The sequence below is a fragment of the Celeribacter sp. SCSIO 80838 genome (assembly GCF_056498065.1).
In genome coordinates, this window is the sequence record NZ_JAZKMA010000001.1 from 3,693,421 (window position 1) to 3,713,710 (window position 20,290).

At 60.8% G+C, this 20,290-nt stretch carries 25 protein-coding genes and 1 tRNA gene; 9 read left to right on the top strand and 17 right to left on the bottom strand.

All coding sequences use genetic code 11. From position 1 onward, the window contains the following. The first annotated feature begins 59 nt into the window (after positions 1-59). A complete protein-coding gene (locus V1475_RS18520; RefSeq protein ID WP_479413909.1) occupies positions 60-695 on the top strand; it encodes a GDSL-type esterase/lipase family protein in 636 nt (211 codons plus the stop codon). Here V1475_RS18520 and V1475_RS18525 read toward each other — a convergent pair. The 4 genes from V1475_RS18525 to V1475_RS18540 form a co-directional block, all read right to left on the bottom strand. Beyond that, the gene (locus tag V1475_RS18525) at positions 670-990 is read right to left on the bottom strand and encodes a hypothetical protein (RefSeq protein ID WP_479413910.1); all 321 of its coding nucleotides are present in this window, start codon (positions 988-990) and stop codon (positions 670-672) included. The genes V1475_RS18520 and V1475_RS18525 overlap by 26 nt on opposite strands. A 118-nt stretch (positions 991-1,108) precedes the next feature. Continuing rightward, the gene (locus V1475_RS18530) at positions 1,109-1,426 is read right to left on the bottom strand and encodes a hypothetical protein (protein ID WP_479413911.1); all 318 of its coding nucleotides are present in this window, start codon (positions 1,424-1,426) and stop codon (positions 1,109-1,111) included. A gap of 123 nt (positions 1,427-1,549) precedes the next feature. Next, positions 1,550-2,023: a dihydrofolate reductase gene (locus V1475_RS18535; RefSeq protein ID WP_479413912.1), complete on the bottom strand. Its 474-nt coding sequence runs from the start codon at positions 2,021-2,023 to the stop codon at positions 1,550-1,552. Positions 2,024-2,033: 10 nt separating this feature from the next. Beyond that, the gene (locus V1475_RS18540) at positions 2,034-2,828 is read right to left on the bottom strand and encodes a thymidylate synthase (protein WP_479413913.1); all 795 of its coding nucleotides are present in this window, start codon (positions 2,826-2,828) and stop codon (positions 2,034-2,036) included. Positions 2,829-2,972: 144 nt separating this feature from the next. On the opposite strand from V1475_RS18540, the gene V1475_RS18545 reads away from it, so the two are divergent. After that, complete coding sequence (locus tag V1475_RS18545) at positions 2,973-3,395, top strand: VOC family protein (protein ID WP_479413914.1); 423 nt, start codon at positions 2,973-2,975, stop codon at positions 3,393-3,395. A 69-nt stretch (positions 3,396-3,464) separates the two neighbouring features. Here the strand turns inward: V1475_RS18545 and V1475_RS18550 are convergent, their stop codons facing one another. Further along, positions 3,465-3,962, bottom strand: coding sequence for a MarR family winged helix-turn-helix transcriptional regulator (locus V1475_RS18550; protein ID WP_479413915.1), 498 nt, complete (start codon positions 3,960-3,962; stop codon positions 3,465-3,467). Positions 3,963-4,101: 139 nt separating this feature from the next. After that, positions 4,102-4,380 (bottom strand): succinate dehydrogenase assembly factor 2, encoded by a 279-nt coding sequence (locus V1475_RS18555; protein ID WP_479413916.1) that lies wholly within the window; start codon positions 4,378-4,380, stop codon positions 4,102-4,104. 123 nt (positions 4,381-4,503) lie between these two features. Here V1475_RS18555 and V1475_RS18560 point away from each other — a divergent pair, with 123 nt between their 5' ends. Then, positions 4,504-5,706, top strand: coding sequence for a pyridoxal phosphate-dependent aminotransferase (locus V1475_RS18560; protein ID WP_479413917.1), 1,203 nt, complete (start codon positions 4,504-4,506; stop codon positions 5,704-5,706). Beyond that, positions 5,703-6,107, top strand: a complete 405-nt coding sequence (locus tag V1475_RS18565; protein ID WP_479413918.1) for a hypothetical protein — start codon at positions 5,703-5,705, stop codon at positions 6,105-6,107. Before V1475_RS18560 ends, V1475_RS18565 begins: the two co-directional genes overlap by 4 nt. 4 nt (positions 6,108-6,111) lie before the next feature. Here the strand turns inward: V1475_RS18565 and V1475_RS18570 are convergent, their stop codons facing one another. The 4 genes from V1475_RS18570 to V1475_RS18585 all read right to left on the bottom strand — a co-directional run bounded on the left by V1475_RS18570 (position 6,112) and on the right by V1475_RS18585 (position 9,505). After that, positions 6,112-7,470: an MATE family efflux transporter gene (locus V1475_RS18570; RefSeq protein WP_479413919.1), complete on the bottom strand. Its 1,359-nt coding sequence runs from the start codon at positions 7,468-7,470 to the stop codon at positions 6,112-6,114. A gap of 102 nt (positions 7,471-7,572) precedes the next feature. Continuing rightward, the gene (locus V1475_RS18575; protein ID WP_479413920.1) at positions 7,573-8,088 is read right to left on the bottom strand and encodes a lipocalin family protein; all 516 of its coding nucleotides are present in this window, start codon (positions 8,086-8,088) and stop codon (positions 7,573-7,575) included. Beyond that, the gene (locus tag V1475_RS18580; RefSeq protein WP_434286356.1) at positions 8,076-8,429 is read right to left on the bottom strand and encodes a hypothetical protein; all 354 of its coding nucleotides are present in this window, start codon (positions 8,427-8,429) and stop codon (positions 8,076-8,078) included. Before V1475_RS18580 ends, V1475_RS18575 begins: the two co-directional genes overlap by 13 nt. A gap of 35 nt (positions 8,430-8,464) precedes the next feature. Next, positions 8,465-9,505, bottom strand: coding sequence for an aldo/keto reductase (locus V1475_RS18585; protein WP_479413921.1), 1,041 nt, complete (start codon positions 9,503-9,505; stop codon positions 8,465-8,467). A gap of 206 nt (positions 9,506-9,711) precedes the next feature. Here V1475_RS18585 and V1475_RS18590 point away from each other — a divergent pair, with 206 nt between their 5' ends. Further along, positions 9,712-10,467: an SDR family NAD(P)-dependent oxidoreductase gene (locus V1475_RS18590; protein ID WP_479413922.1), complete on the top strand. Its 756-nt coding sequence runs from the start codon at positions 9,712-9,714 to the stop codon at positions 10,465-10,467. Between the two features lie 138 nt (positions 10,468-10,605). Then, positions 10,606-12,324 (top strand): methionine--tRNA ligase, encoded by a 1,719-nt coding sequence (metG, locus tag V1475_RS18595; protein WP_479413923.1) that lies wholly within the window; start codon positions 10,606-10,608, stop codon positions 12,322-12,324. 116 nt (positions 12,325-12,440) lie between these two features. On the opposite strand, the gene V1475_RS18600 is transcribed toward metG, so the two are convergent. From V1475_RS18600 to V1475_RS18610, 3 genes are all read right to left on the bottom strand, one after another. Next, positions 12,441-13,265, bottom strand: coding sequence for a glycosyltransferase (locus V1475_RS18600; protein WP_479413924.1), 825 nt, complete (start codon positions 13,263-13,265; stop codon positions 12,441-12,443). A gap of 48 nt (positions 13,266-13,313) precedes the next feature. Further along, positions 13,314-13,400, bottom strand: a tRNA-Leu gene (locus tag V1475_RS18605). Positions 13,401-13,553: 153 nt separating this feature from the next. Then, positions 13,554-14,393, bottom strand: a complete 840-nt coding sequence (locus tag V1475_RS18610; protein ID WP_479413925.1) for a glycosyl hydrolase — start codon at positions 14,391-14,393, stop codon at positions 13,554-13,556. Between the two features lie 220 nt (positions 14,394-14,613). Between V1475_RS18610 and V1475_RS18615 the strand changes: the two genes are divergently transcribed. Beyond that, positions 14,614-15,189, top strand: a complete 576-nt coding sequence (locus V1475_RS18615) for a hypothetical protein (protein WP_479413926.1) — start codon at positions 14,614-14,616, stop codon at positions 15,187-15,189. Continuing rightward, the gene (locus V1475_RS18620; RefSeq protein ID WP_479413927.1) at positions 15,189-15,926 is read left to right on the top strand and encodes a rhomboid family intramembrane serine protease; all 738 of its coding nucleotides are present in this window, start codon (positions 15,189-15,191) and stop codon (positions 15,924-15,926) included. The genes V1475_RS18615 and V1475_RS18620 overlap by 1 nt, the downstream gene beginning before the upstream one ends. A gap of 90 nt (positions 15,927-16,016) precedes the next feature. Here the strand turns inward: V1475_RS18620 and V1475_RS18625 are convergent, their stop codons facing one another. The 3 genes from V1475_RS18625 to V1475_RS18635 all read right to left on the bottom strand — a co-directional run bounded on the left by V1475_RS18625 (position 16,017) and on the right by V1475_RS18635 (position 18,223). After that, positions 16,017-16,202, bottom strand: a complete 186-nt coding sequence (locus tag V1475_RS18625) for a hypothetical protein (protein WP_434286347.1) — start codon at positions 16,200-16,202, stop codon at positions 16,017-16,019. Positions 16,203-16,410: 208 nt separating this feature from the next. Continuing rightward, a complete protein-coding gene (locus tag V1475_RS18630; protein WP_434286346.1) occupies positions 16,411-17,199 on the bottom strand; it encodes an inositol monophosphatase family protein in 789 nt (262 codons plus the stop codon). Positions 17,200-17,317: 118 nt separating this feature from the next. Beyond that, a complete protein-coding gene (locus V1475_RS18635; RefSeq protein WP_434290837.1) occupies positions 17,318-18,223 on the bottom strand; it encodes a LysR family transcriptional regulator in 906 nt (301 codons plus the stop codon). A 94-nt stretch (positions 18,224-18,317) separates the two neighbouring features. Here V1475_RS18635 and metF point away from each other — a divergent pair, with 94 nt between their 5' ends. Further along, the gene (gene metF / locus V1475_RS18640) at positions 18,318-19,151 is read left to right on the top strand and encodes a methylenetetrahydrofolate reductase [NAD(P)H] (RefSeq protein ID WP_434286345.1); all 834 of its coding nucleotides are present in this window, start codon (positions 18,318-18,320) and stop codon (positions 19,149-19,151) included. On the opposite strand, the gene V1475_RS18645 is transcribed toward metF, so the two are convergent. Next, positions 19,148-20,209 carry a DUF2235 domain-containing protein gene (locus V1475_RS18645; RefSeq protein WP_479413928.1) on the bottom strand — a complete coding sequence of 354 codons (1,062 nt, stop codon included), beginning with the start codon at positions 20,207-20,209 and terminating at the stop codon, positions 19,148-19,150. The genes metF and V1475_RS18645 overlap by 4 nt on opposite strands. Positions 20,210-20,290: the final 81 nt, after the last annotated feature.

Genomic DNA, 20,290 nt, shown 5'->3' on the forward strand with positions numbered 1-20,290 from the left:
GATTGAAATTCGGCGGTTCCGCGCATATGCCCGGGACCGCTTTTCATATGGAGACCGCAATGCCTTTGATCCTCACCTTCGGCGACAGCAACACCCACGGTACGCAGCCGATGCGGGCCCGTCCCTCGGACCTGCCGCGTCTTGCCCGCCGCTGGCCGGTGGCGATGGCGGAGGCTCTGGGCTGGGATCTGGTCGAAGAGGGCCTGCCGGGGCGGACATTCGCCTTCCCCGACCCGGAGATGGGGCCGCATATGGACGGGCGTCTGGGATTGTTTATGGCCTTGGAAAGCCATGGGCCGATCGATGCAATGACCATCATGCTCGGCACCAACGATCTCAAAGCCCATTTCGAGGCCGATCCCGAGGACATTGCCGAGGCCTGCGGTTTCCACTTCGACGTGGCGCTCTCAGAAGAGATGCAGGCACGGCACGGCGGGTTCGAACCGATCCTGATCCTGCCACCGCGACCTCATGCGGCGGGCTGTCTGGCGGAGAGCTACGTGGGCGCGGCGGAGAAGGCAGAGGCGGTGCAAGCCGCGATGCGCGCCGAGGCGGAGGCGCGCGATGTGGCGGTGTTCGACGCCAATGAGGTGATTTCCGTCTCCGATCTCGACGGCGTGCATTTCGATGCCGCAGCCCATGAGGTGCTCGGTCGTGCGGTTGCGGAGTTCATCCTTTCGGAGATTGAGGCGTAGGATCGGGAGCCGTCATCTCCCAATAGTCTCCCATGGCAAGGATACAAACCCGCCCCTCGGCGTAACTTTGCACCAGCGTCCAGTCGCCGGTCGTCGGATTGGTCCAGAGCTCCATGACCGCCTCCGGCCCGCGCAGACCGGCACCCGTTTTCACCACGCCGAACTGACGGGTGAGTTTCGCGTGAATCTCGTCCTGCGCCCCGCACAGGACCTCAGCGATCAGATTTTGTGCCCCGGCTTTTCCGCCCTGCCCCGCCCCCAGAGCGATCACGGCGGCAGCAAGAAGCCCATTCATTCGGATGCTCATGCCCCGAATGTAACATCAAAATGACAGTCGGCATTGAAAAATATGCGCGAATGCGCAGATCTCGCCCCCTCCCCCAAGAAAAACCCCGCGAAACGCGGGGAGTCTTTCAGTTGCCGCCTATCACGATCGTGTCGGGCGCATAAGTTGCGGACGGCGGGGGCGGCGTCATCGCGAAGGTCTCGACCGGGACCGCGGGGTGCGCGGGCACAATCGGGCGCGGAGCGGCGGCAGGCCCAGCCATGGTCGGACGCCCACAACTGATGCCATCGAGCCCCATCACCGGCTGCAAGCCTGCGGGGCAGTAATTGGCGCTGGCCCCGGTGTAGGCGACGGTCGGCACGGTGTAGCTATAGGGCTGTGTGCCTTGGGCAAAGGCCGGTGCGACAACAAGGGTTGCGATGGCGGCGAGAACGGATCGTTTCATCACTCATACTCCATGGTGGGCTTGGCAAAAGCCTAGCCCCCTGCGGCATATGCGGCAAGTTTTGGTTCACTCGCCAGACCGATTGTCAACGCATCCAGAACAATGCGCCCCACAGGATCGAATTTATCGCACCCACTCCACAACCTCACAGCGCGGCGCCGCGTCGCGGAGCACCATGCGGGAGACCTCGCGCCAGTCCGTCGGTTCGAAGGCCGGGAACCATGTGTCCGCCCCCTCGACCACCGTGTCCACTTCGGTGATCAGCAGACGGTCGGCCAGCGGCAGCATGGCCTTGTAAATCCCGTAGCCGCCCATGGCGTAGATCCGTGCGCGGCCCTCCGACTTGGCAAAGGCAATCGCCTCCTCGACCGTAGGAAAGATATGCTCGTGATCGACGCCGTGGCTGGACACAACAAGATTGAGACGGTTTTTCAACGGCTTGAACGGCAAGCTGTCCCAGGTGTGACGCCCCATAATGACCGCCCCCCCCATGGTTTCGCGCATGAAGAACCGCATGTCCTCCGGTGCGTCCCAAGGGATGGTGTTGTCCTTGCCAATGGCCCCGTTGCGGTCGCGGGCGGCGATGAGCGTGATCATGCGCGCGCCCTCAGACCGCCACCGGCGCCTTGATCGCCGGATCGGGGTCGTAATCGAGAATTTCGATGTCTTCGAATTTGAAATCGAACAGGTTCTTCACATCCGGGTTGAGCCGCAGTTTCGGAAGCGCCTTGGGCGTGCGCGAGAGTTGCAGGTTCACCTGATCCATGTGGTTCGAATAGATATGCGCATCGCCGATGGAATGCACAAACGTGCCCGGTTCATAGCCCGTCACTTGCGCCAGCATGGCGAGCAGAAGCGCATAGGACGCGATGTTGAACGGCACGCCGAGGAACATGTCAGCGGAGCGTTGGTAAAGCTGGAGATGCATCTTGCCGCCGAGGATTTTCACCTGCCAGAGCGTGTGACACGGCGGCAGGGCCATATTGTCGACCTCCGCCGGGTTCCAGGCGGAAACGATCAGACGGCGGGAATCGGGGCTTTTGCGGATCGCGGCCAGCAGGTTTTCGATCTGATCGATGGGACCACGCTCATGCCCCGGCCATTTGCGCCATTGCGCGCCGTAAACCGGCCCGAGATCGCCGTTCTCATCCGCCCATTCGTCCCAGATCGAAACACCGTTCTCCTTGAGGTAGCGAATATTGGTGTCGCCCGACAGAAACCACAGAAGTTCATGGATAATCGAGCGCAGGTGCAGCTTTTTCGTGGTGACCATCGGGAAGCCCTCGGCCAGATCGTAGCGCGCCTGAAGCCCGAAATAGGACGTCGTACCCGTACCGGTGCGGTCTGTCGTGTCGACCCCATGGGCCAGAATGGTTTTGAGCTGATCGTGGTATTGCTGCACGTCGCATCCCCCAAGATGTTGTGGGTTCCGGGAGTCCAGTCATACAAATGCAAAGGGGGTTCGCCAAGCGGCAAGCGCGCAAAAACGTGGAATTTGCCAAATGAGGGGCTAGAGTTCGGGCAAAGACAGACAGGAGGAAGCCTTATGCGCTATCTGCACACGATGGTCCGGGTAAAGGATCTTGAGAAAACCATGGCGTTTTTCGAGCTTTTGGGGCTCAGGGAAATCAGACGCATGGACAGCGAGGCCGGGCGGTTTTCGCTCATTTTCATGGCCCCCGAAGGTCAGCCGGAATGCCCGGTGGAACTGACGTACAACTGGGACGGCGATGAAGGGCTGCCGTCGGACAGCCGTCATTTCGGCCATCTGGCCTATGAGGTCGAAGACATTTACGCGCTCTGCCAAAGCCTCATGGACGCGGGCGTGGTGATCAACCGTCCGCCGCGCGACGGGCATATGGCCTTTGTGCGCTCGCCGGACAATGTGTCGATCGAGCTCTTGCAAAAGGGCGACCGCCTTGCCCCCGCCGAGCCTTGGGCCTCGATGGAAAACACCGGACACTGGTGAGGCTGACACCAGAGCCAAACGCCTCCCACATCGGGGAGGCGTTTTACATCGCGAAGCCAGATAAATATCTTAATAAATATACCGAATTTGATCGGCCCAGTAACGTTCGACCCGGCGCAGGGAACTGTTGATGTCTTCGATGCCCTCCGACGAGATGACGCCCTTGCCCTGAAGCCCCTCGGCATGGCGGGCGAAAAGATCGGCGACGGTGACACGCACATGATTGCCCTTGTCGGTCAGTTTGACGCGCACGGAGCGGCGGTCGATTTCGCAGCGCTGATGATGCATATAGCCCATGTCCACCAGTTTCTTGAGATTGTAGGACACGTTCGAGCCCTGATAATAGCCGCGGGATTTCAGTTCACCGGCGGTCACTTCGTTCTCGCCGATGTTGAACAGCAAAAGCGCCTGAACGGCGTTGATTTCGAGAATGCCGACCCGTTCAAATTCATCCTTGATCACGTCGAGCAACAGCCGGTGCAGGCGCTCGACGAGCGAAAGCGCCTCAAGATATTGCGACATGAAGGGGGGTTCGACCGGTTTTACGAATGTTGAATGCATGCTCATCTGTCACTCCGCCAAAGGCTCATCGGAGGCAGATTGCCGCGAATTTCCCAAAATATAGTTAAACCGCGCAAATTTCTCGAATCGTTGCAAATTGACGGAAAAATTGCGTGGAGTATGCGCCGGTTTTGGTAAGGGGATTTTAACCCTTGATGCCCCAGGAGGCGTGATCGGCGGAGGCGATGAGTTTGTCGAGCATTGGCCTGATCGCCTCGGGCACGGGTTTGAGCCCAGTCGCATAGGACAAAAGATCCTGATCGTGCTCATCCATCAAAAGCTCGAACTCATCGAGTTCGGCCTCGTTCATGCTGGCAAGATGGGCGTCGGCATAGCCACCGATCAAAAGGTCCATCTCCTTGATCCCACGCCGCCAGGCCCGGATTTTCAGACGTTTGCGGCGAATGTCGATGGTCTCAGTCATGGTACTCTCCGGTGATCGCGGGCTTTTTGCACGCATTGGCGCTTTATCGCAAGGGGACGTCTTGGCGGCGAGCCGGTTTTGACGCTATCACTACGGCGATCTAACGCAAATGGACTCATGACCATGCCCTTCCTCTCTGAAACGCTCTCCCGTGTGAAACCCTCCCCGACCATCGCCGTGACCAACAAGGCGCGCGAACTGAAGGCTGCGGGCAAGGATGTCATTGGCCTCGGTGCCGGTGAGCCGGATTTCGACACGCCCGCGAATATCAAGGCGGCGGGCATCCGCGCCATCGAGGAAGGCAAAACGAAATACACCGCCGTGGACGGGTTGCCGGAACTGAAAGAGGCGATCTGCGCCAAGTTCAAACGCGACAACAACCTCGATTACCTGCCCGCGCAGGTTTCCGTGTCGGGCGGCGGCAAACAGGTGCTTTATAACGCGCTGGTGGCGACGCTGAACGAAGGTGACGAGGTGATCATCCCCGCGCCTTACTGGGTGTCCTACCCGGATATGGTCTTGCTCGCGGGCGGCACGCCGGTGGCCATCGAGGGCAAGCTGGAGAACGCGTTCAAGATCACGGCCGAGCAACTCGACGCCGCGATCACGCCGAAGACCAAATGGTTCATCTTCAACTCGCCCTCGAACCCGACGGGCGCGGGCTATTCGAAAGAAGAGCTTAAGGCGCTGACCGACGTCTTGATGAAACACCCGCATGTCTGGGTGATGTCGGACGATATGTATGAACACCTCGCCTTCGACGGGTTCGAATTCTGCACCCCCGCCGAGATCGAGCCGGGTCTTTACGACCGCACTCTGACCGTGAACGGCGTGTCCAAGGCCTATGCGATGACCGGCTGGCGAATCGGCTATGCGGCGGGTCCGGTGGAACTGATCGCCGCGATGCGCAAAGTGCAGTCGCAATCGACCTCGAACCCCTGTTCGATCTCGCAATATGCCGCCGTTGAGGCCCTCAATGGCCCGCAGGATTTCATTGCGTCGAACAACGAAGCCTTCGTGCGTCGCCGCAATCTGGTGGTCGAAATGCTGAATGCCGCCAAGGGCATCACCTGCCCGACACCGGAAGGGGCGTTCTACGTCTACCCGGACATCTCCGGCTGTCTGGGCAAGACCTCGGCTGGCGGCGCCAAAATCACCAATGACGAGGAATTCGCCTCCGCCCTTCTGGAAGAAAACGGCGTCGCGGTGGTGTTCGGCGCGGCCTTTGGCCTGTCGCCCAACTTCCGCGTGTCCTATGCCACTTCGGATGAGGCGCTGAAAGAGGCCTGCACCCGCATCCAAGCCTTTTGCAAAGGGCTGAAATGAGCGTCGATCTCCCCGAATATTACTTCCGTGTCCGTGAAAACGGCGCCTTTGTGTTCCGGGTGGACACGGAAAACCGTCAGCGCCGGATCGAGATGGAACAGATCGCGGCGGTGAACGTGAAAAACGGGGAGATCAAACCGCATGGCGGGCGGGAGTTGACGCCCGAGGATCTGCGCGTGATCGAGGAGTGGATCACGGCGCGCGTGGCGCTTTTGGCGCAGCGCGACATCGACGACATCCACCGCGCCATTGATTACCTCAACCTGACGGCGCACTGGGTTCAAACCCGGGCGACCGACGAGCAGTTGGAGAACGTCACCGACGCGCTTTTGCTGGCGATGCACGACCTGCGCACGGTTCTGGTGCGCAAAAAGGCCGACCGGATTCTGAACAAGAGCTAAGGCCTTAGCCCGCCCGCGAGATATGGGATTTCTGCGCCCAGAAGCGGTAGCTCATGGTGGCCCAGGCGGTGGTCAGGCCGAAGACAAACCCCATCCAGACGCCCGTCGCACCCCAGTCGAGCACAAAACCGAAGATATAGGCCGCTGGCAGGCCCAAAATCCAATAGCTGAAGGTCGCAAGCCACATCGGCACGGCCGTGTCGTGCAGGCCCCGAAGCAGGGACAGAGCGACGACCTGACCGCCGTCGGAAAACTGCTGCGCCGCGGCGATGACGATGAGCGTGCCGCCGATGGCAAGCACCTGATCGCGGGCGGGTTCATTGGGGGCGATGAACAGCCCGATGAGGAAATCCGGGATCAGGATGAACATCAGCGAGGCGAGCGCCGCCATCACAAGCGACATCACGACAACCACCCGCGCGCCCTTGCGCAGATCGGCCTCATCGCCCCGCCCGAGAGCATTGCCCGCCCGGATCGTCCCGGCCTGCGACAGGCCGATCTGAGCCATGAAAACGATGGCCGTAAGTTGTAAAACAATTCCATGCGCGGCGAGCGTTTCCGTGCCGATCCAGCCCATCATCAGGGCGGCGGCATTGAACAGGCCAACCTCGGCGAGTGAGGTCAGACCGATCGGCACGCCCATCCTGAACACGGTTCGGAACATCGCCCAATCCGGGTTGAACGGGTTGCGGAACAGATCGTTTTCCGGCGTCGCCTTGGCGGCATAAAGTACCAGCACCCCGAGCATCACGAAGCTGACGATCAGCGAGGCAATGGCAGACCCCAGAACCCCCAGCTCCGGTGCACCGAAATTGCCGAAGATCAGGATGTAATTGAGACCCGCATTGAGCAGAACCGCTCCGACCACAGCAAAGAGCACGACGCGGGTGCGTTCGAGCGCGGAGAAATAGCTGCGGAAGACGGCAACGATGAGCGCCGGGAACATTTCGATCCCAGCGACGGCGAGATAGGGGCGGGCCTGAGCGGCGATATGCGGTTCCTGACCGAGCATGACGAGAATATCGTCGGAGAAGCCGAAAATAGGATAGATCAGAACGCCCGAGAACACCGACAGCCAGATCGCCATGCGGGTGGCGCGGCGCACGGTCGTGCTGTCGCCCCGCCCCGCCGCCGTGGCAACCAAGGGCATGACGGCAAAGGCAAACCCCGCGAACAGGATGAACAGGATGAACCAGAAGCCGGAGGCCAGCACGAGGGCTGCAAGCTCATCGAGCCCGTACCAGCCCATCATGATGACATCGGTCATATGCACGGCGAATTGCGCCAGTTGAGAGCCCGCCAAGGGCAGCCCAAGAGCGAGGATTTTCTTTGCGTGCTCGAAATATGTGCGTTCCATGATCATGGCACGGCCTATAGGCGGGTTTTTCCAAACCGCCTAGTCAAAAATTTTGCAGTTCCCCATCAGCAACGATGAAGAGAGAAATCCCGCCGATCTTTCCTGAGGTTATCGACGGCGCGCCGGGCGCAACCGGCTGATGTCGTAGCCGTTCCATTCGAGGATGCCCTCGACGGCCAGTTTGCGGTCCGGCGGCAAGACCATGTCGCGCGACAGCACATGCGCGGGGCCGGAGGGGTATCCGATCACCGCCGTGTGGTATTCCGCATCGACCCACAAGACCCAGAATTCGTCGCCCGCAAAGGCAAAGCGCCCCGGCCCGACCTGACGCGCCAGCCCCTGACGCGGACGACCGTCGGCGCAGGGGCCTTCGGTCACCATCAGATCGCCGGTTTTCTGGCGGGTAAACGTCACCGCCCCGATCACGCAGGAGGCGCCTTCGGGGACGAAAGCCGCCACCTCGTACCAGCGCCCGGAGAATTTCTGCGTATCGAGCGCGGCGATGGACGACATATTGGCCGAAGGATCACGAAACCCTGTGACTTTCGGCGCGGGGGCCATGCATCCGCTCAGAACCGCCAGAGACAGCGCCGCAATCCATCCGCGAGAGATCAATCCACGCACAGGCTCACCTGCCGCCCATCGGCGTCCAGAATGTCGTTACAGCCGAACAAAGGCGTGACCGGCGAACAACTCCGCGACCGGGCGAGACAGATGTTGCTCGAACAATCTGTGGATTTGGAACAGGACTTTCCGGCATCCTTCGGAGTTGTGAAACAGGTCATGAAACCACCGAGCCCGGCGGCGCGAAACTCGCCGCCTTGCGCCTCGCAGGCCGCTTTTTCGCTCTCTGACGCTTTTGGGTTATACCCCGCGAGGCCATAGCCCGCATCCGGCTCCGGCGTCTCGGCCTGACAGGCGGTCAACGCCAGTGCGACAAGCACCGGCAAAACGAATTTACGCATACTCGATCAGTCCTCGACAGGGCTTCGACAGGGGCTCAATAGGGCAGCGGATGTGCCTTATGGAGTTTCTCGATCTCCTTGAGCAGTTCCGCGGCGAGTGTAATATCGCGCGCGTCGAGAGATTTCTCAAGCTGTTCGACCGAGGTCGCGCCGATGATCGGCATGGTGTCGAAAGGCCGTGTCAGGGTCCAGGCCACGGCCATGGTCGCCGGATCGATCCCATGTTTTTGCGCAAGCGCAACATAGGCGCGCTCGGCGGGCCAAGTGCGCTCGGCGACACGGCCGCCGAGATTGCCGTTCAAATCCATGCGCGAGCCTTTCGGAACCACGGTACCGCCCTCGTATTTGCCCGTCAGAAGACCCGCCCCCAGAGGCGAATAGGCCAGAAGTGTGATCTCCTCATGCACCGCCAGCTCCGCCAGATCGAGGTCATAGAGACGACACATCAACGAATATTCGTTCTGGATCGACTGCATCCGAGGTGCGCCCATTTCGGTCGCCAGCCGCAACCATTCCGACATGCCCCATGCGGTCTCGTTCGAGGTGCCGAATTCGCGCACTTTGCCCTTTTTCTGCAAGCTCGTCATGACCTCGAGAACGCCGCGCATATTGTCTTCGATCTCGGCCTTGGAGGGCTGCTTCGACGGATCGAACCGCCAGTTCTGCCGGAAGTGATAGGAGCCACGGTTCGGCCAGTGAAATTGGTAGAGATCGACATAATCGGTCTTCAGGCGTTTGAGACTTGCATCAAGACGCGCCTCGAGATTGGAGGCCAGAATGCCCTCTTCGTTGATATTTCCGGACCCTGCGATTTTCGAGGCAATCACCCAGTTCTCGCGCCCGCCGCGTGCGGCAAAATACTGACCGACGATCTCTTCGGTGTCGCCCGCCGTCTCCTTGCGCACCGGGTTCACCGGGTACATTTCGGCCGTGTCGATGAAATTGATCCCGACCTCCTTGGCCCGGTCGATCTGGGCATGGCCCTCGGCTTCGGTGTTCTGGCTGCCCCAGGTCATCGAGCCGAGGCAAATTTCGGAAACCAGAAGATCGCTGCGGCCGATTTTGCGCATTTTCATGAGGGTTATCCTGTGTCAATCCGTGTTGCCGCTCACACTAGCCGCGTTGCGTCGCAGGGCAACCCGTTGGCACAGAGTTTTTCGAGAAGTTCTCCGAAACTCTACATTCGTGCATATCTGCGGTGCGCATTTGCGCCTCGTCAAAGTGCCGGGACATCTTATCTGATGTTTTGAAAACACAAGACAATATCATTGGAGAGTTGATCATGGACCTTCGTTTCGACGGCAAAACCGCAATTGTGACAGGGGCCGCGTCGGGCATCGGCGCCGCCATCGCAGAAGAGCTTGCCAGCGCAGGGGCGACGGTGATCGTCGCCGACCTGAACACGGAAGCGGCTGCCGCAGAAGTCGCGAAGATCGAAGCGGCGGGCGGCAAGGCGCTGGCCGCCACCGCCGACGTGTCCGATCCGGACGCCGTCAAGGCCATGGTCGATTTCGCCGTGGCGAAAACCGGCAAGCTCGACCTGTTGGTGAACAACGCCGGCATCGGAGGACCGCTGTCGCCGATCACCGATGTGGACCCGATCAAGTGGAAACAGGTAATCGACATCAACCTGATGGGCGTGTTCTACGGCATGCATTACGGCGCGCAGGCGATGAAGGCCGCAGGCGGCGGCGCGATCGTCAACATGGCGTCGATCCTCGGCTCCGTCGCGGATCTCAACATCTCCGCCTATGTGACCGCAAAACACGGCGTGGTGGGGATGACTAAAGCCGCAGCGCTTGAAATGGCCGCCGACAACATCCGCGTCAATTCCGTGGGTCCGGGCTATATCGAAACCCCGCTGGTGGTCGGGTCTTTGCCCGAGGAGGTACTCGACAATCTCCGCGCGCGTCATGCTGCGAAACGGCTTGGCAAACCCGAAGAGGTTGCGGCCCTCGTCGCCTTCCTCCTGTCGGATCGGGCGAGCTTCATCACCGGCTCCTATCACCTCGTGGATTCGGGCTACACGGCTCTCTGATTCAACTCCCTGTTGGAGACTGGCGCGCGGCATCCCCGCGCGCCTTTTTTCATGGGCATCGCCTCACCTCTGGCTCTTTATCGCCAAGCGCGATAGAGAAACGGGAAGACATTTGTAACGGACGACCGGACGACCCACATGGCACGCACGCTCATCACCTCCGCCCTGCCCTATATCAACGGCATCAAGCACCTCGGAAACCTCGTGGGCTCGCAGCTCCCTGCCGATCTTTACGCGCGGTATCGCCGGGCGCGGGGCGACGAGGTTCTGTTCCTCTGCGCCACCGACGAACACGGCACCCCGGCCGAGATCGCGGCGCAAAAAGCGGGCAAGCCGGTCGCAGACTATTGCACCGAAATGCATGACGTTCAGGCCGAGATCGCCGCAGGCTTCCGCCTGTCCTTCGATCACTTCGGACGCTCTTCCTCGGCGCAGAACCACAAGCTGACGCAACATCTTGCGACGCGGCTCTACGAAGCCGGGTTGATCGAAGTGGTTGAAGAGACCCAGATTTATTCCGAGACCGACGGGCGTTTCCTGCCGGATCGCTATATCGAGGGCACCTGTCCGAACTGCGGCTATGACTCGGCGCGCGGCGATCAGTGCGACAATTGCACCAAACAGCTCGATCCGACCGATCTGATCAATCCGCATTCGACGATCTCTGGCGCAACGGACCTTGAGGAAAGGGTTACGAAACACCTCTACCTTAAACAGTCCGACATGCGCGATGCCCTGAACGACTGGATCGACAGCAAGACCGACTGGCCGGTTCTAACCACCTCAATTGCCAAGAAATGGCTCAATGACGGCGATGGTTTGCAGGACCGTGGGATCACCCGCGATCTGAGCTGGGGCGTGCCGGTCCAATTCGAGGGCGCGCCTTGGGAGGGCATGGACGGCAAGGTGTTCTATGTCTGGTTCGACGCCCCGATCGAGTACATTGCCTGCGGTGCGGAATGGGCCGAGAAACAAGGGCTTGGCGATGAGGCTTGGGAACGTTGGTGGCGCACGGACAAAGGTGCGGACGATGTTCGATATGTGGAATTCATGGGCAAAGACAACGTGCCCTTCCACACCCTGTCTTTCCCGGTCACCATGCTGGGTGCGGGCGAGCCGTGGAAGATGGTCGATTACATCAAATCGTTCAACTATCTGAACTACGACGGCGGCCAGTTCTCCACCTCGCGCGGGCGTGGTGTGTTCATGGATCAGGCGCTGTCGATCCTGCCGTCGGATTACTGGCGCTGGTGGCTTTTGTCCCACGCGCCGGAGAGCTCGGACAGCGAGTTCACATGGGAAAACTTCCAAGTGTCCGTCAACAAAGACCTCGCCGATGTGCTCGGGAACTTCGTCTCGCGGATCACCAAATTCTGCCGATCCAAATTTGGCGAAACCGTGCCGGAAGGTGGGAAATATGGCGAGCGGGAACAGGCTCTGATTGCCGACCTGACCGCAAAAGTAGCGGAATATCAAAGCCATATGGACGCAATCGACGTGCGCAAAGGCGCGGGTGCGCTCCGCGCCATCTGGGTTGCGGGCAATGAGTATCTGCAATCGGCGGCACCGTGGTCCACCTTCAAGGAAGACCCGGAAAAGGCTGCGGCTCAAGTGCGCCTCGGGCTTAACCTGATCGGGCTTTATGCCCGGCTTTCCAGTCCCTTTATCCCGGACACTGCAGGCAAATTGCAAACCGCTCTGGTGCTGCCGGATCTGGACTGGCCGGAGGATGTTGCGGCTGCGCTCGACGCGCTGAAACCAGGCCATGCGTTCGTCGTTCCCGACAACCTTTTTGCCAAGATCGACGATGAGCAACGTGCGGAATGGCAAGAAAAATTCGCCGGGGTTCGCAGCTAAGCCGCATCGCGAAAATGTTCGAATAAGACAAGAAAGCCCTCCAGACGGAGGGCTTTTTTAGTGTCGGATTTGCGTCGGACACCTGTCGGACTTTTGTCGGACCTTTTACCCGAACCTTATGAGGCATCCAGTTCGGCAATGCCGTTCACCGCGCGCGTCTCACCGGATTTGCGCAGCGCGAGAATATAGGCGCGGTTGGCGCTTTTGACCTTTTGATCGGCGTAGGACCGCCCGTGGTCGAGGTGATAGGCCGGGGCGGTGTAGCGCACATGGCGACCACGAATGCCCGCGTTGCGCAGCCGTACGCCGATCTCCTTGTCGAGCCCGCCATAGGACATGTTGCCCTCAAAGCCGTTGACCCACAAAACGTCCTCGCGCCAGACCGAAGCACAGGCCCCCTGAAAATTCGGTGCGACCGGCGAGAGAAGGTCGAGAAGCGCCATGACACCGGGCGGGAGGGGCATGGATTTGAGCCATTGCGAGCGCCCCTTAGGGGTCCAGCCCGCAAGACGGCCCTCCGCCCAGCCATAGCTCTGCGCCTCCAGAAGCCGCCCCGTCAGATCGGCGTCGAGACGGATCAGCGAGCCGGTGAGATAGCGCCCGCGCGTGGCACAGGAGAAATGCCGCGCCAGAGCCTCGGGATGCAGGATCACATCGTCGTCGAGAAACACCAGATAGTCGCAGGTCGAGCCGGCAATCGCCCGGTTCAGCGCGACGGATTTGCGAAAGCCCTGATCCTCATGCCACGACCGGCGCAGCGGCAGATCGGGATGGGCGGCGCGAAACGCCTCAATCACCGGGTCGATCCGCGCATCGGAGCCGTCATCGGCCAGACAGATCGAGGAGGGACGCTGGCTCTGCTCCGCAATGCTCTTGAGACACAGGCGCAGATAATCCGGCTTGTTATAGGTCGCGATGATGACTTCGGACGTGAATTGCACGGCGCATCCCTTTGCTCAGACAGCGCTCCCCGGGCTGCCCACCCTTTTTGGTACCCGCGGCCGGACTCGAACCGGCACGGCCTATACGGCCTAAGGATTTTAAGTCCTCTGTGTCTACCATTCCACCACGCGGGCCCGCCCAATGCGAGCGAAAGGACGTGCCGGTTGCCCGGATCGTCCTTGGCCTGCGTCCTAACATCTTGCGAAAGGCTTGCCCAGAGGGCGCGGGCATCATGGCCGGAGGGAAACGCGGAAACGGGTTGAGGCTATGAGAGGGAATAGGAAGGCTTACTCGTTGGCCGATGCCACGCGCCGGGCACCGATGCGGCTCAAAGTGCGGTCGAAGGCGACACCGACCGGGGTCGGTTGCAACGTGTTGGACACCAGATTGATCTGCGGCTGAGCACCGCCGTAAGCGTAGGGATTGGCGGCGAACCATGCGTGACGTTCGACGAAAGGCAAGCGTTCCATCATCAGGATCGCCGCCTCGGCGAAGGCGGCATTCTGGGCATAGCTGACCCCACGAACGTTCTGCCAGTCGACAAAGGCGAATTCCGTAACCCAGATCGGGCGGTTATATGCGGCATGAACCGCGCGGAGCCAGTTTTCAAAGGCTTTCACATCGCCATTCGTCGAATAGTAATGCACCGCCATGAAATCGACGCGCAGACCTTTGGCCTCCGCCTGCGCCATGAAGCGGCCCTGCCATGAGGTTTTGCCGAGCGTCTGGCCTTGGGTCACCGCCGGGCTGCCGAGACGCAACCCGCGCGCTTCGAGTTTCGGCCAGAGGGCAACGGCCTGTTCGACGGACAGATTGCTGCCTTCGCTCTTGCGGGAATCCGGTTCGTTGAAGGCCAGAAGTGTACGCACCGGCAGGTCGGAGACGATTTTCTTGTTCACATCCCCTGCATCGCGGATCATCGGCACGAATTCGACGGAGCGGCGGCGCGTGTCTTTGGACCACATCTGGGTCGGGCGCCAAGTGTAATACCAATCGAGCGCAGGCGCGTCCTCGATCCAGCGCAACATCGTCTGGTTGGAATTTTCCCACGCGCCGATCCCAGCCTTGTCCGCGAACAGCGCCGTGGGCATGAACATGAGAGCCGCCAAGAGAAGTCGTTTAAGCATCGCTGCCTCGTCGGGTTTTCGCGAGGCTATAAAGGCAAGAGGTCATGAATGCGGCCAGATTGTGGCAAAGCCCGGACAATTGGCATGTTTCTGCCAGTGCGAAGAAGATCCGCGCGGAAACACGCCGCATCGCAGCGACGCCGCGGATGTCAGCGCGCCTCTTGACCCGGCCATGTGTTCGCCGCACAAGAAAACCGATCCTTTCGCAGAAAGAGCGCTCATGTCAGACAACGGCCTGACCGGACGAAACGCCCCGGTTGCAGCGATGGCGAAACGCAATCTGCGCAACCGTCTGGTGCGCACCCGGTACGCCTCACCCGACAGCTATCCGGTCACGGCGCTCTTGCCGGAGCATACGCGTCAGGCCGCGATGTCCCGGATCTGTTATTTCCCGGGGCAAAAGCTGTTTTACGCCCGCCTGCCGAAATGCGCCAATTCGACCATCGTGCGCACGATGGCGCACTCTTGTCGGTCGGGGCTGGAAGACGTACGGATCAATCGGCTCAAAGCCCTGTTCAACATGCTGCCCTGGCCTCGTGAATTCGAGGCCGCAGCGAAGATCACGGTGCTGCGCGAACCCGTCGAGCGCTATGATGTCGGAACGGTGGAGCGGCTTGAACCGTTTCTGGAACGGGTTTGCACGAGCTATTTCGGGCAGTTTTCGGGTCTCCAGAATGTGCTGCACCATGCCACGGATTCCCGCAAGAAGAAGCTCGAGACCGGTGCGCGGGAGCGCGCTTTGATCGACGAGCTTTATGGCAAGGACATCGCTTTCTACCAGAGCCTTCTGGTCTGATGTTTCCGATCCGCGACCATAACCCCTCGCGCCGTCCCGCCCTCGTCACCTATGTGCTGATCGCGGTGAATCTGGCGGTGTTTTTGGCGATGCTGCCGAGTTATGGCGACGAGCGTGCGCTTTTGGCGATCTATTCGGACTGGGCGCTTTTGCCCGCACGGATCAGTTCCGGCAGCGGATATGACACGTTTTTCACCTCCATGTTCATGCATGGGGGGCTGATGCATATCGCGGGGAACATGTTGTTTCTGTGGATTTTCGGCGACAATCTCGAAGACGAGATGGGGCATCTGCGCTATCTCGGGTTTTACCTTCTGTGCGGATTGGCGGCGGGCATGGCGCAGTATCTGGCCGATCCCGGCTCGCGTGTGCCGATGGTGGGCGCCTCGGGCGCGATTGCGGGGGTGATGGGGGGCTATCTGTTGCTGTTCCCGAAAGCGCGGGTCGATGTGCTGTTCATCTTCATCATCTTTTTCAAGGTCTTCCCCCTGCCCGCCTGGGTCATGCTGGGGCTTTGGTTCGCGCTTCAGGTCGTGGCGGAGCTGGGCTCGACCGCGGGCACCGGCGGGGTGGCGCATCTGGCGCATGTCGGCGGGTTCGTTGCGGGGGTGGTTCTGGCCCTGCCGCTGTGGCTCCGGCTTGGCGGCACGGCCTATTGGCAGCGCACCCACGGGCGACCTGTACATACCGCCGCCCGCTATGCCCGAAGCTCCGTGCCGGTCGTGCGCCGCCGCTAGCCGCTGAGTGGCCACAAGAACGCCCGGTGAAAAACCCCCGCCACGTCCGACGCGGCGGGGTCTTTTGAGGATGGAACCGCTGACCCGGACTTATTCCGCGATCGTGTCCTCTTCCGAGGATGTGTCCGAGGATGCGGAGTAATTCGCCACGTCGATGCTTTCGACTTCGGAATTCAACCGCATCGTAAAGGTAAAGGCCCCCTGCCAGATGATGGCGAGCACCATGATGCTCATCCCGACGATGGCGGAGACCAGCACGACCCAGTCGACCGTCACGGCCCCCTGGTCGTCGGCACGAAAACGCGCGCAAAAATGTTTCAACCTGTTAATCACGTGTATCCCTCCGATGATCCTGGTCAGAGTCTCACGAGAAAACGACCAAATCAGGGCAGGAACCGCGCATTTACGGGAAAATCTCACAGGTTTGTGAACCGCGCCATGTGGCGCGGCGCAGGCAGGCCAAACGTTTTGCAGGAAACCGTGCTCAGGCGGCGCGGATGATGGCCGCGAACCGCTCGAACAGCGCCTCGTTGCCGCATATCACTTCGCCAGAGTCGACCGGGTTGTCCTCGGGGTGCAGCCCCTCGACGAACCCACCCGCTTCCTTCACGAGAAGCACACCGGCGGCCATGTCCCAGGCGTTCAGACGGCGTTCCCAGAAGCCGTCATAACGACCGGCGGCCACATAGGCGAGATCGAGCGCGGCGGAGCCCCAACGGCGCACACCGGCGGTGGCGGGCAAAAGCCGGGCCAGATCGCGCAGGGTTTCCGGCAGATCGCCGCGACCGCCGAAGGGCAAGCCGGTGGCGAAGATCGATTCGATCATCTTGGTGCGGCCCGACACACGGATGCGCGTGTCGTTCATCCAGGCGCCGGCGCCCTTCTCGGCCCAGAACAGCTCGCCCTTGGCCGGATCGAAGACGACGCCGGAAACGATCTCGCCCTTGTGCTCAAGCGCGATGGAGATCGCCCAATGCGGCAGACCGTGGAGAAAGTTCGTCGTCCCGTCGAGCGGATCGACGATCCAGCGCCGCGTCGGGTCGGTGCCCTCGACGGGTTTGCTTTCCTCGCCGGTCCAGCCGTAATTCGGACGCGCCTCCATCAGGGTCTCGCGGATGATCTCTTCGGCACGAATGTCGGCCTTCGACACGAAGTCTCCTGCGCCTTTGGACGAGACCTGAAGGTTCTCGACCTCACGGAAATCCTTGACCAGCGAACGACCTGCCGCGCGGGCGGCTTTGATCATGACATTGAGATTGGCGCTGCCTTGCATGGGTCCGGGCTCCGAAAAGGTGTTGAGATGTTCAAACCGGGCGTATACGCCGCCCAGCCCGCCCTGCCAAGGGTTTCAGGGCAAAGAAATGCGCGGAAAACCGTCGTTTTCGCCGGGTTCACCCGCGCTGAAGCTTCACGGCTTCGGTTTTCGCGATGCGCAGCACATGGGCCATATAGGGTTTGCTCACATCGTCCTCGCGCACGGCGGCGTACATCCGGCGGGTGATGCCATGCGCGGTCAGGGGCCGGATGGCGTAATCCGGGTGGCTGCGAATGTCGCGCATAACCCAATCGGGGAGCACCGAAATGCCGCGCCCGGCGGCGACCAGCATGAGGATGACATCGGTCAGCTCGACCTGACGCTGTTGCGCCGGTTCGATCCCGGCGGGGGTCAGCAAGGTCTTGAACACGTCGAGACGGGCGCGGTCCATCGGATAGGTGATGAGCGTCTGATCGGCGAAATCCTCCGCCACGAGAAAGGGCTTCTCGGCCAGAGGCGATTTCGAGGGCAGCACACACATGGGCGCATAGTCGAAGAGCGGTACGAAACTGATGCCCGGGATATTGTCGGGATCGGAGGAAATGACGAAATCGACCTCCTCCCGTTCGAGCGCCGGGAGCGCCCCGAAGGCGAGGCGCTGGCGGATGTCGACGTCGATCTCCGGCCAGGCCTTGCGGAACTGGTTGAGCACGGGAAAGAGCCAGTCGAAACAGGCGTGGCATTCCATGGCGATGTGGAGACGACCGGAGGTGCCCGCCTCGATGCCGCGAAACTCATCCTCCAAAGCCTGCACCTTGGGTAAAACGTCTTCGGCCAGCGCCAGAAGTTTCATCCCCGCAGGCGAAAGTTTCAACGGTTTCGAGCGGCGCACGAAAAGCTCCACCCCGGCCTGATCTTCGAGTCCCTTGACCTGATGCGACAGGGCGGATTGAGTGATATTCAGCCGGTCGGCGGCACGGGCCAGACCGCCCTCCTCATGGATGGCCTTGATCGTGCGCAGATGGCGGAATTCGAGGTGCATCTTGAATGGCACTCATGTTGATCTTGAGAATTATGAATTTGTCTCACATGACCTGTCGTGACACAAGAGCCGTCAGTTCAACGAGGACCAGACGATGACCAACGCGCCCAAAATCTCTTTCGAATTCTTCCCACCGAAGGATATCGAAGCCTGTTTTTCTCTGTTCGAGACGCTTCAGGTATTGGGCGACATGACGCCGGAATTCGCCTCTGTGACCTATGGCGCGGGCGGCACGACGCGCGAGCTGACCCATGACGCGGTGGCTTTGCTCACCCGCAAATACGGCTGGAACGTCGCGGCGCACCTCACCTGTGTGAATGCCACGAAAGAGGAAACCCTTGCGATTGCAAAGGGATACAAGGATGTAGGCGTCAACGAGATCGTGGCACTGCGGGGCGATCCGCCGAAAGGCGCGGGCAAATTCACCCCGGCGGAGGGCGGTTTCGCGAATTCCGCGGAGTTGATCGCGGCGCTCAAGGAGACCGGCGAGTTCAAGATCCGCGTCGGCGCCTACCCGGACCCGCACCCGGATGCAGAGGATGAGACCTCCGACATCACTTGGCTCAAGCACAAATTCGAAGCCGGGGCCGATTCGGCGATCACTCAGTTCTTCTTTGAACCGGAAAATTTCTTTCGCTTCCGCGACCGTTGCGCGCGCGCAGGCATCACCGGCGAAATCATTCCCGGCATCCTGCCGATCACAAGCTGGAAAGGCATTCAGAGATTCGCCGCGAGCTGCGGCACGCCGATCCCGATCAGCTATGAGGCCGCGTTCGAGCATTCGCAGGATCACCACAAGCTCTCGGTCGATCTTTGCACCAAACTTTGCGAAAAGCTTCTCAACGAGGGCGTCGAGGACCTGCATTTCTATACGCTGAACCGTCCGACGCTGACGAAGGCGGTCTGTGCGAATCTGGGCGTGGCCTAACGCTTTAGCGCCGGGTGCCGGATCTCTGAGGGGTCCGCCCCCACCCCGCGGGGCTCGCGCAGCACAAAGAACTTGCCCCAGCCGCGATTCATGCCCACGGAGGGCCCATGCGGGTCGGCGAGGTAACGCCTGCGCCAGCCTTGCGGCAGGGGCAAACCCGCCGCCTCCGCCTTGTCGAGCATCCACACCAGCGTGGCGTTCGACAGGCGTCGTTCGGGATTGTTGCCGAACAATTGCCCGCCGATGTCGCCATGGGTGCCCGGAAACCACATCTGTTGCAGCACCTGACGTTTGCCTGCGAAGATCGGCGCGTCCGGGTTGGTTTCGAACAGCACCGGTTCATAGGCCGCGCGCGCCTCGTCATGGGCCAGCGCGTGATAGGCGCGTTTGACGCAGGTCGCGGGCATCTGGTCGTGGAATTCGTGAAATACGGTGGAATAGCGCCACAGGAGCGGGAAATGAATGCCCAGCGCCGCGACCGTGTCCCAGACGCCTAAGAATTCGATTTCGACACGTGGATGACAGTGGCGCGCCGAAAACGCATGCGATGAGGCGGCATGCGGAGCCATCTGGTAATGCCGGTAGGCGGTCAGGATGTTACGCTCCGTCGCCGCCTCCGGACGCAGCAGGCCGATCATGTCGATGAAGCCCGACAGGGAACGCACCGCATAGGCGCCACGGGAATAGCCGAACAGGAAGATGCGGTCGCCGGGGCGGTAGCGCGAGGCCAAGGCTCCATAGACGCGCTGAATTTGCCGGTCGATGCCGCGGCCTTCGATCACGTCCATGGTATCGCGCCAACCGCGCCACTGGATGCCCGCCTCGTAACGCACCAACATGTTCGCGCCCAGACCGGTCTTCTGCGCAGCCTCGGTACAGAGCTTGTAGGTCAGGCCCGCGTTGGTCTCGTCGCCGGGCGCCAGCGAGGAAAGCGTGCCGTCCATGATGATCACATGGGTGAGCGGACCACGGGAATGGTGGCCGCCGGAGGTGCGCACCCGCTGGCGGAATTTGAAAAGGTGGGAAACCCGCCCGAAGAAGCCTTTTTTCTGATCCATGTGAAAGAGTTAGCATGGGAAAATGAAAAATCCCCTCCCTTTTGCGAGGGAGGGGACGTTGCGTCACGGGTTTGATCATAC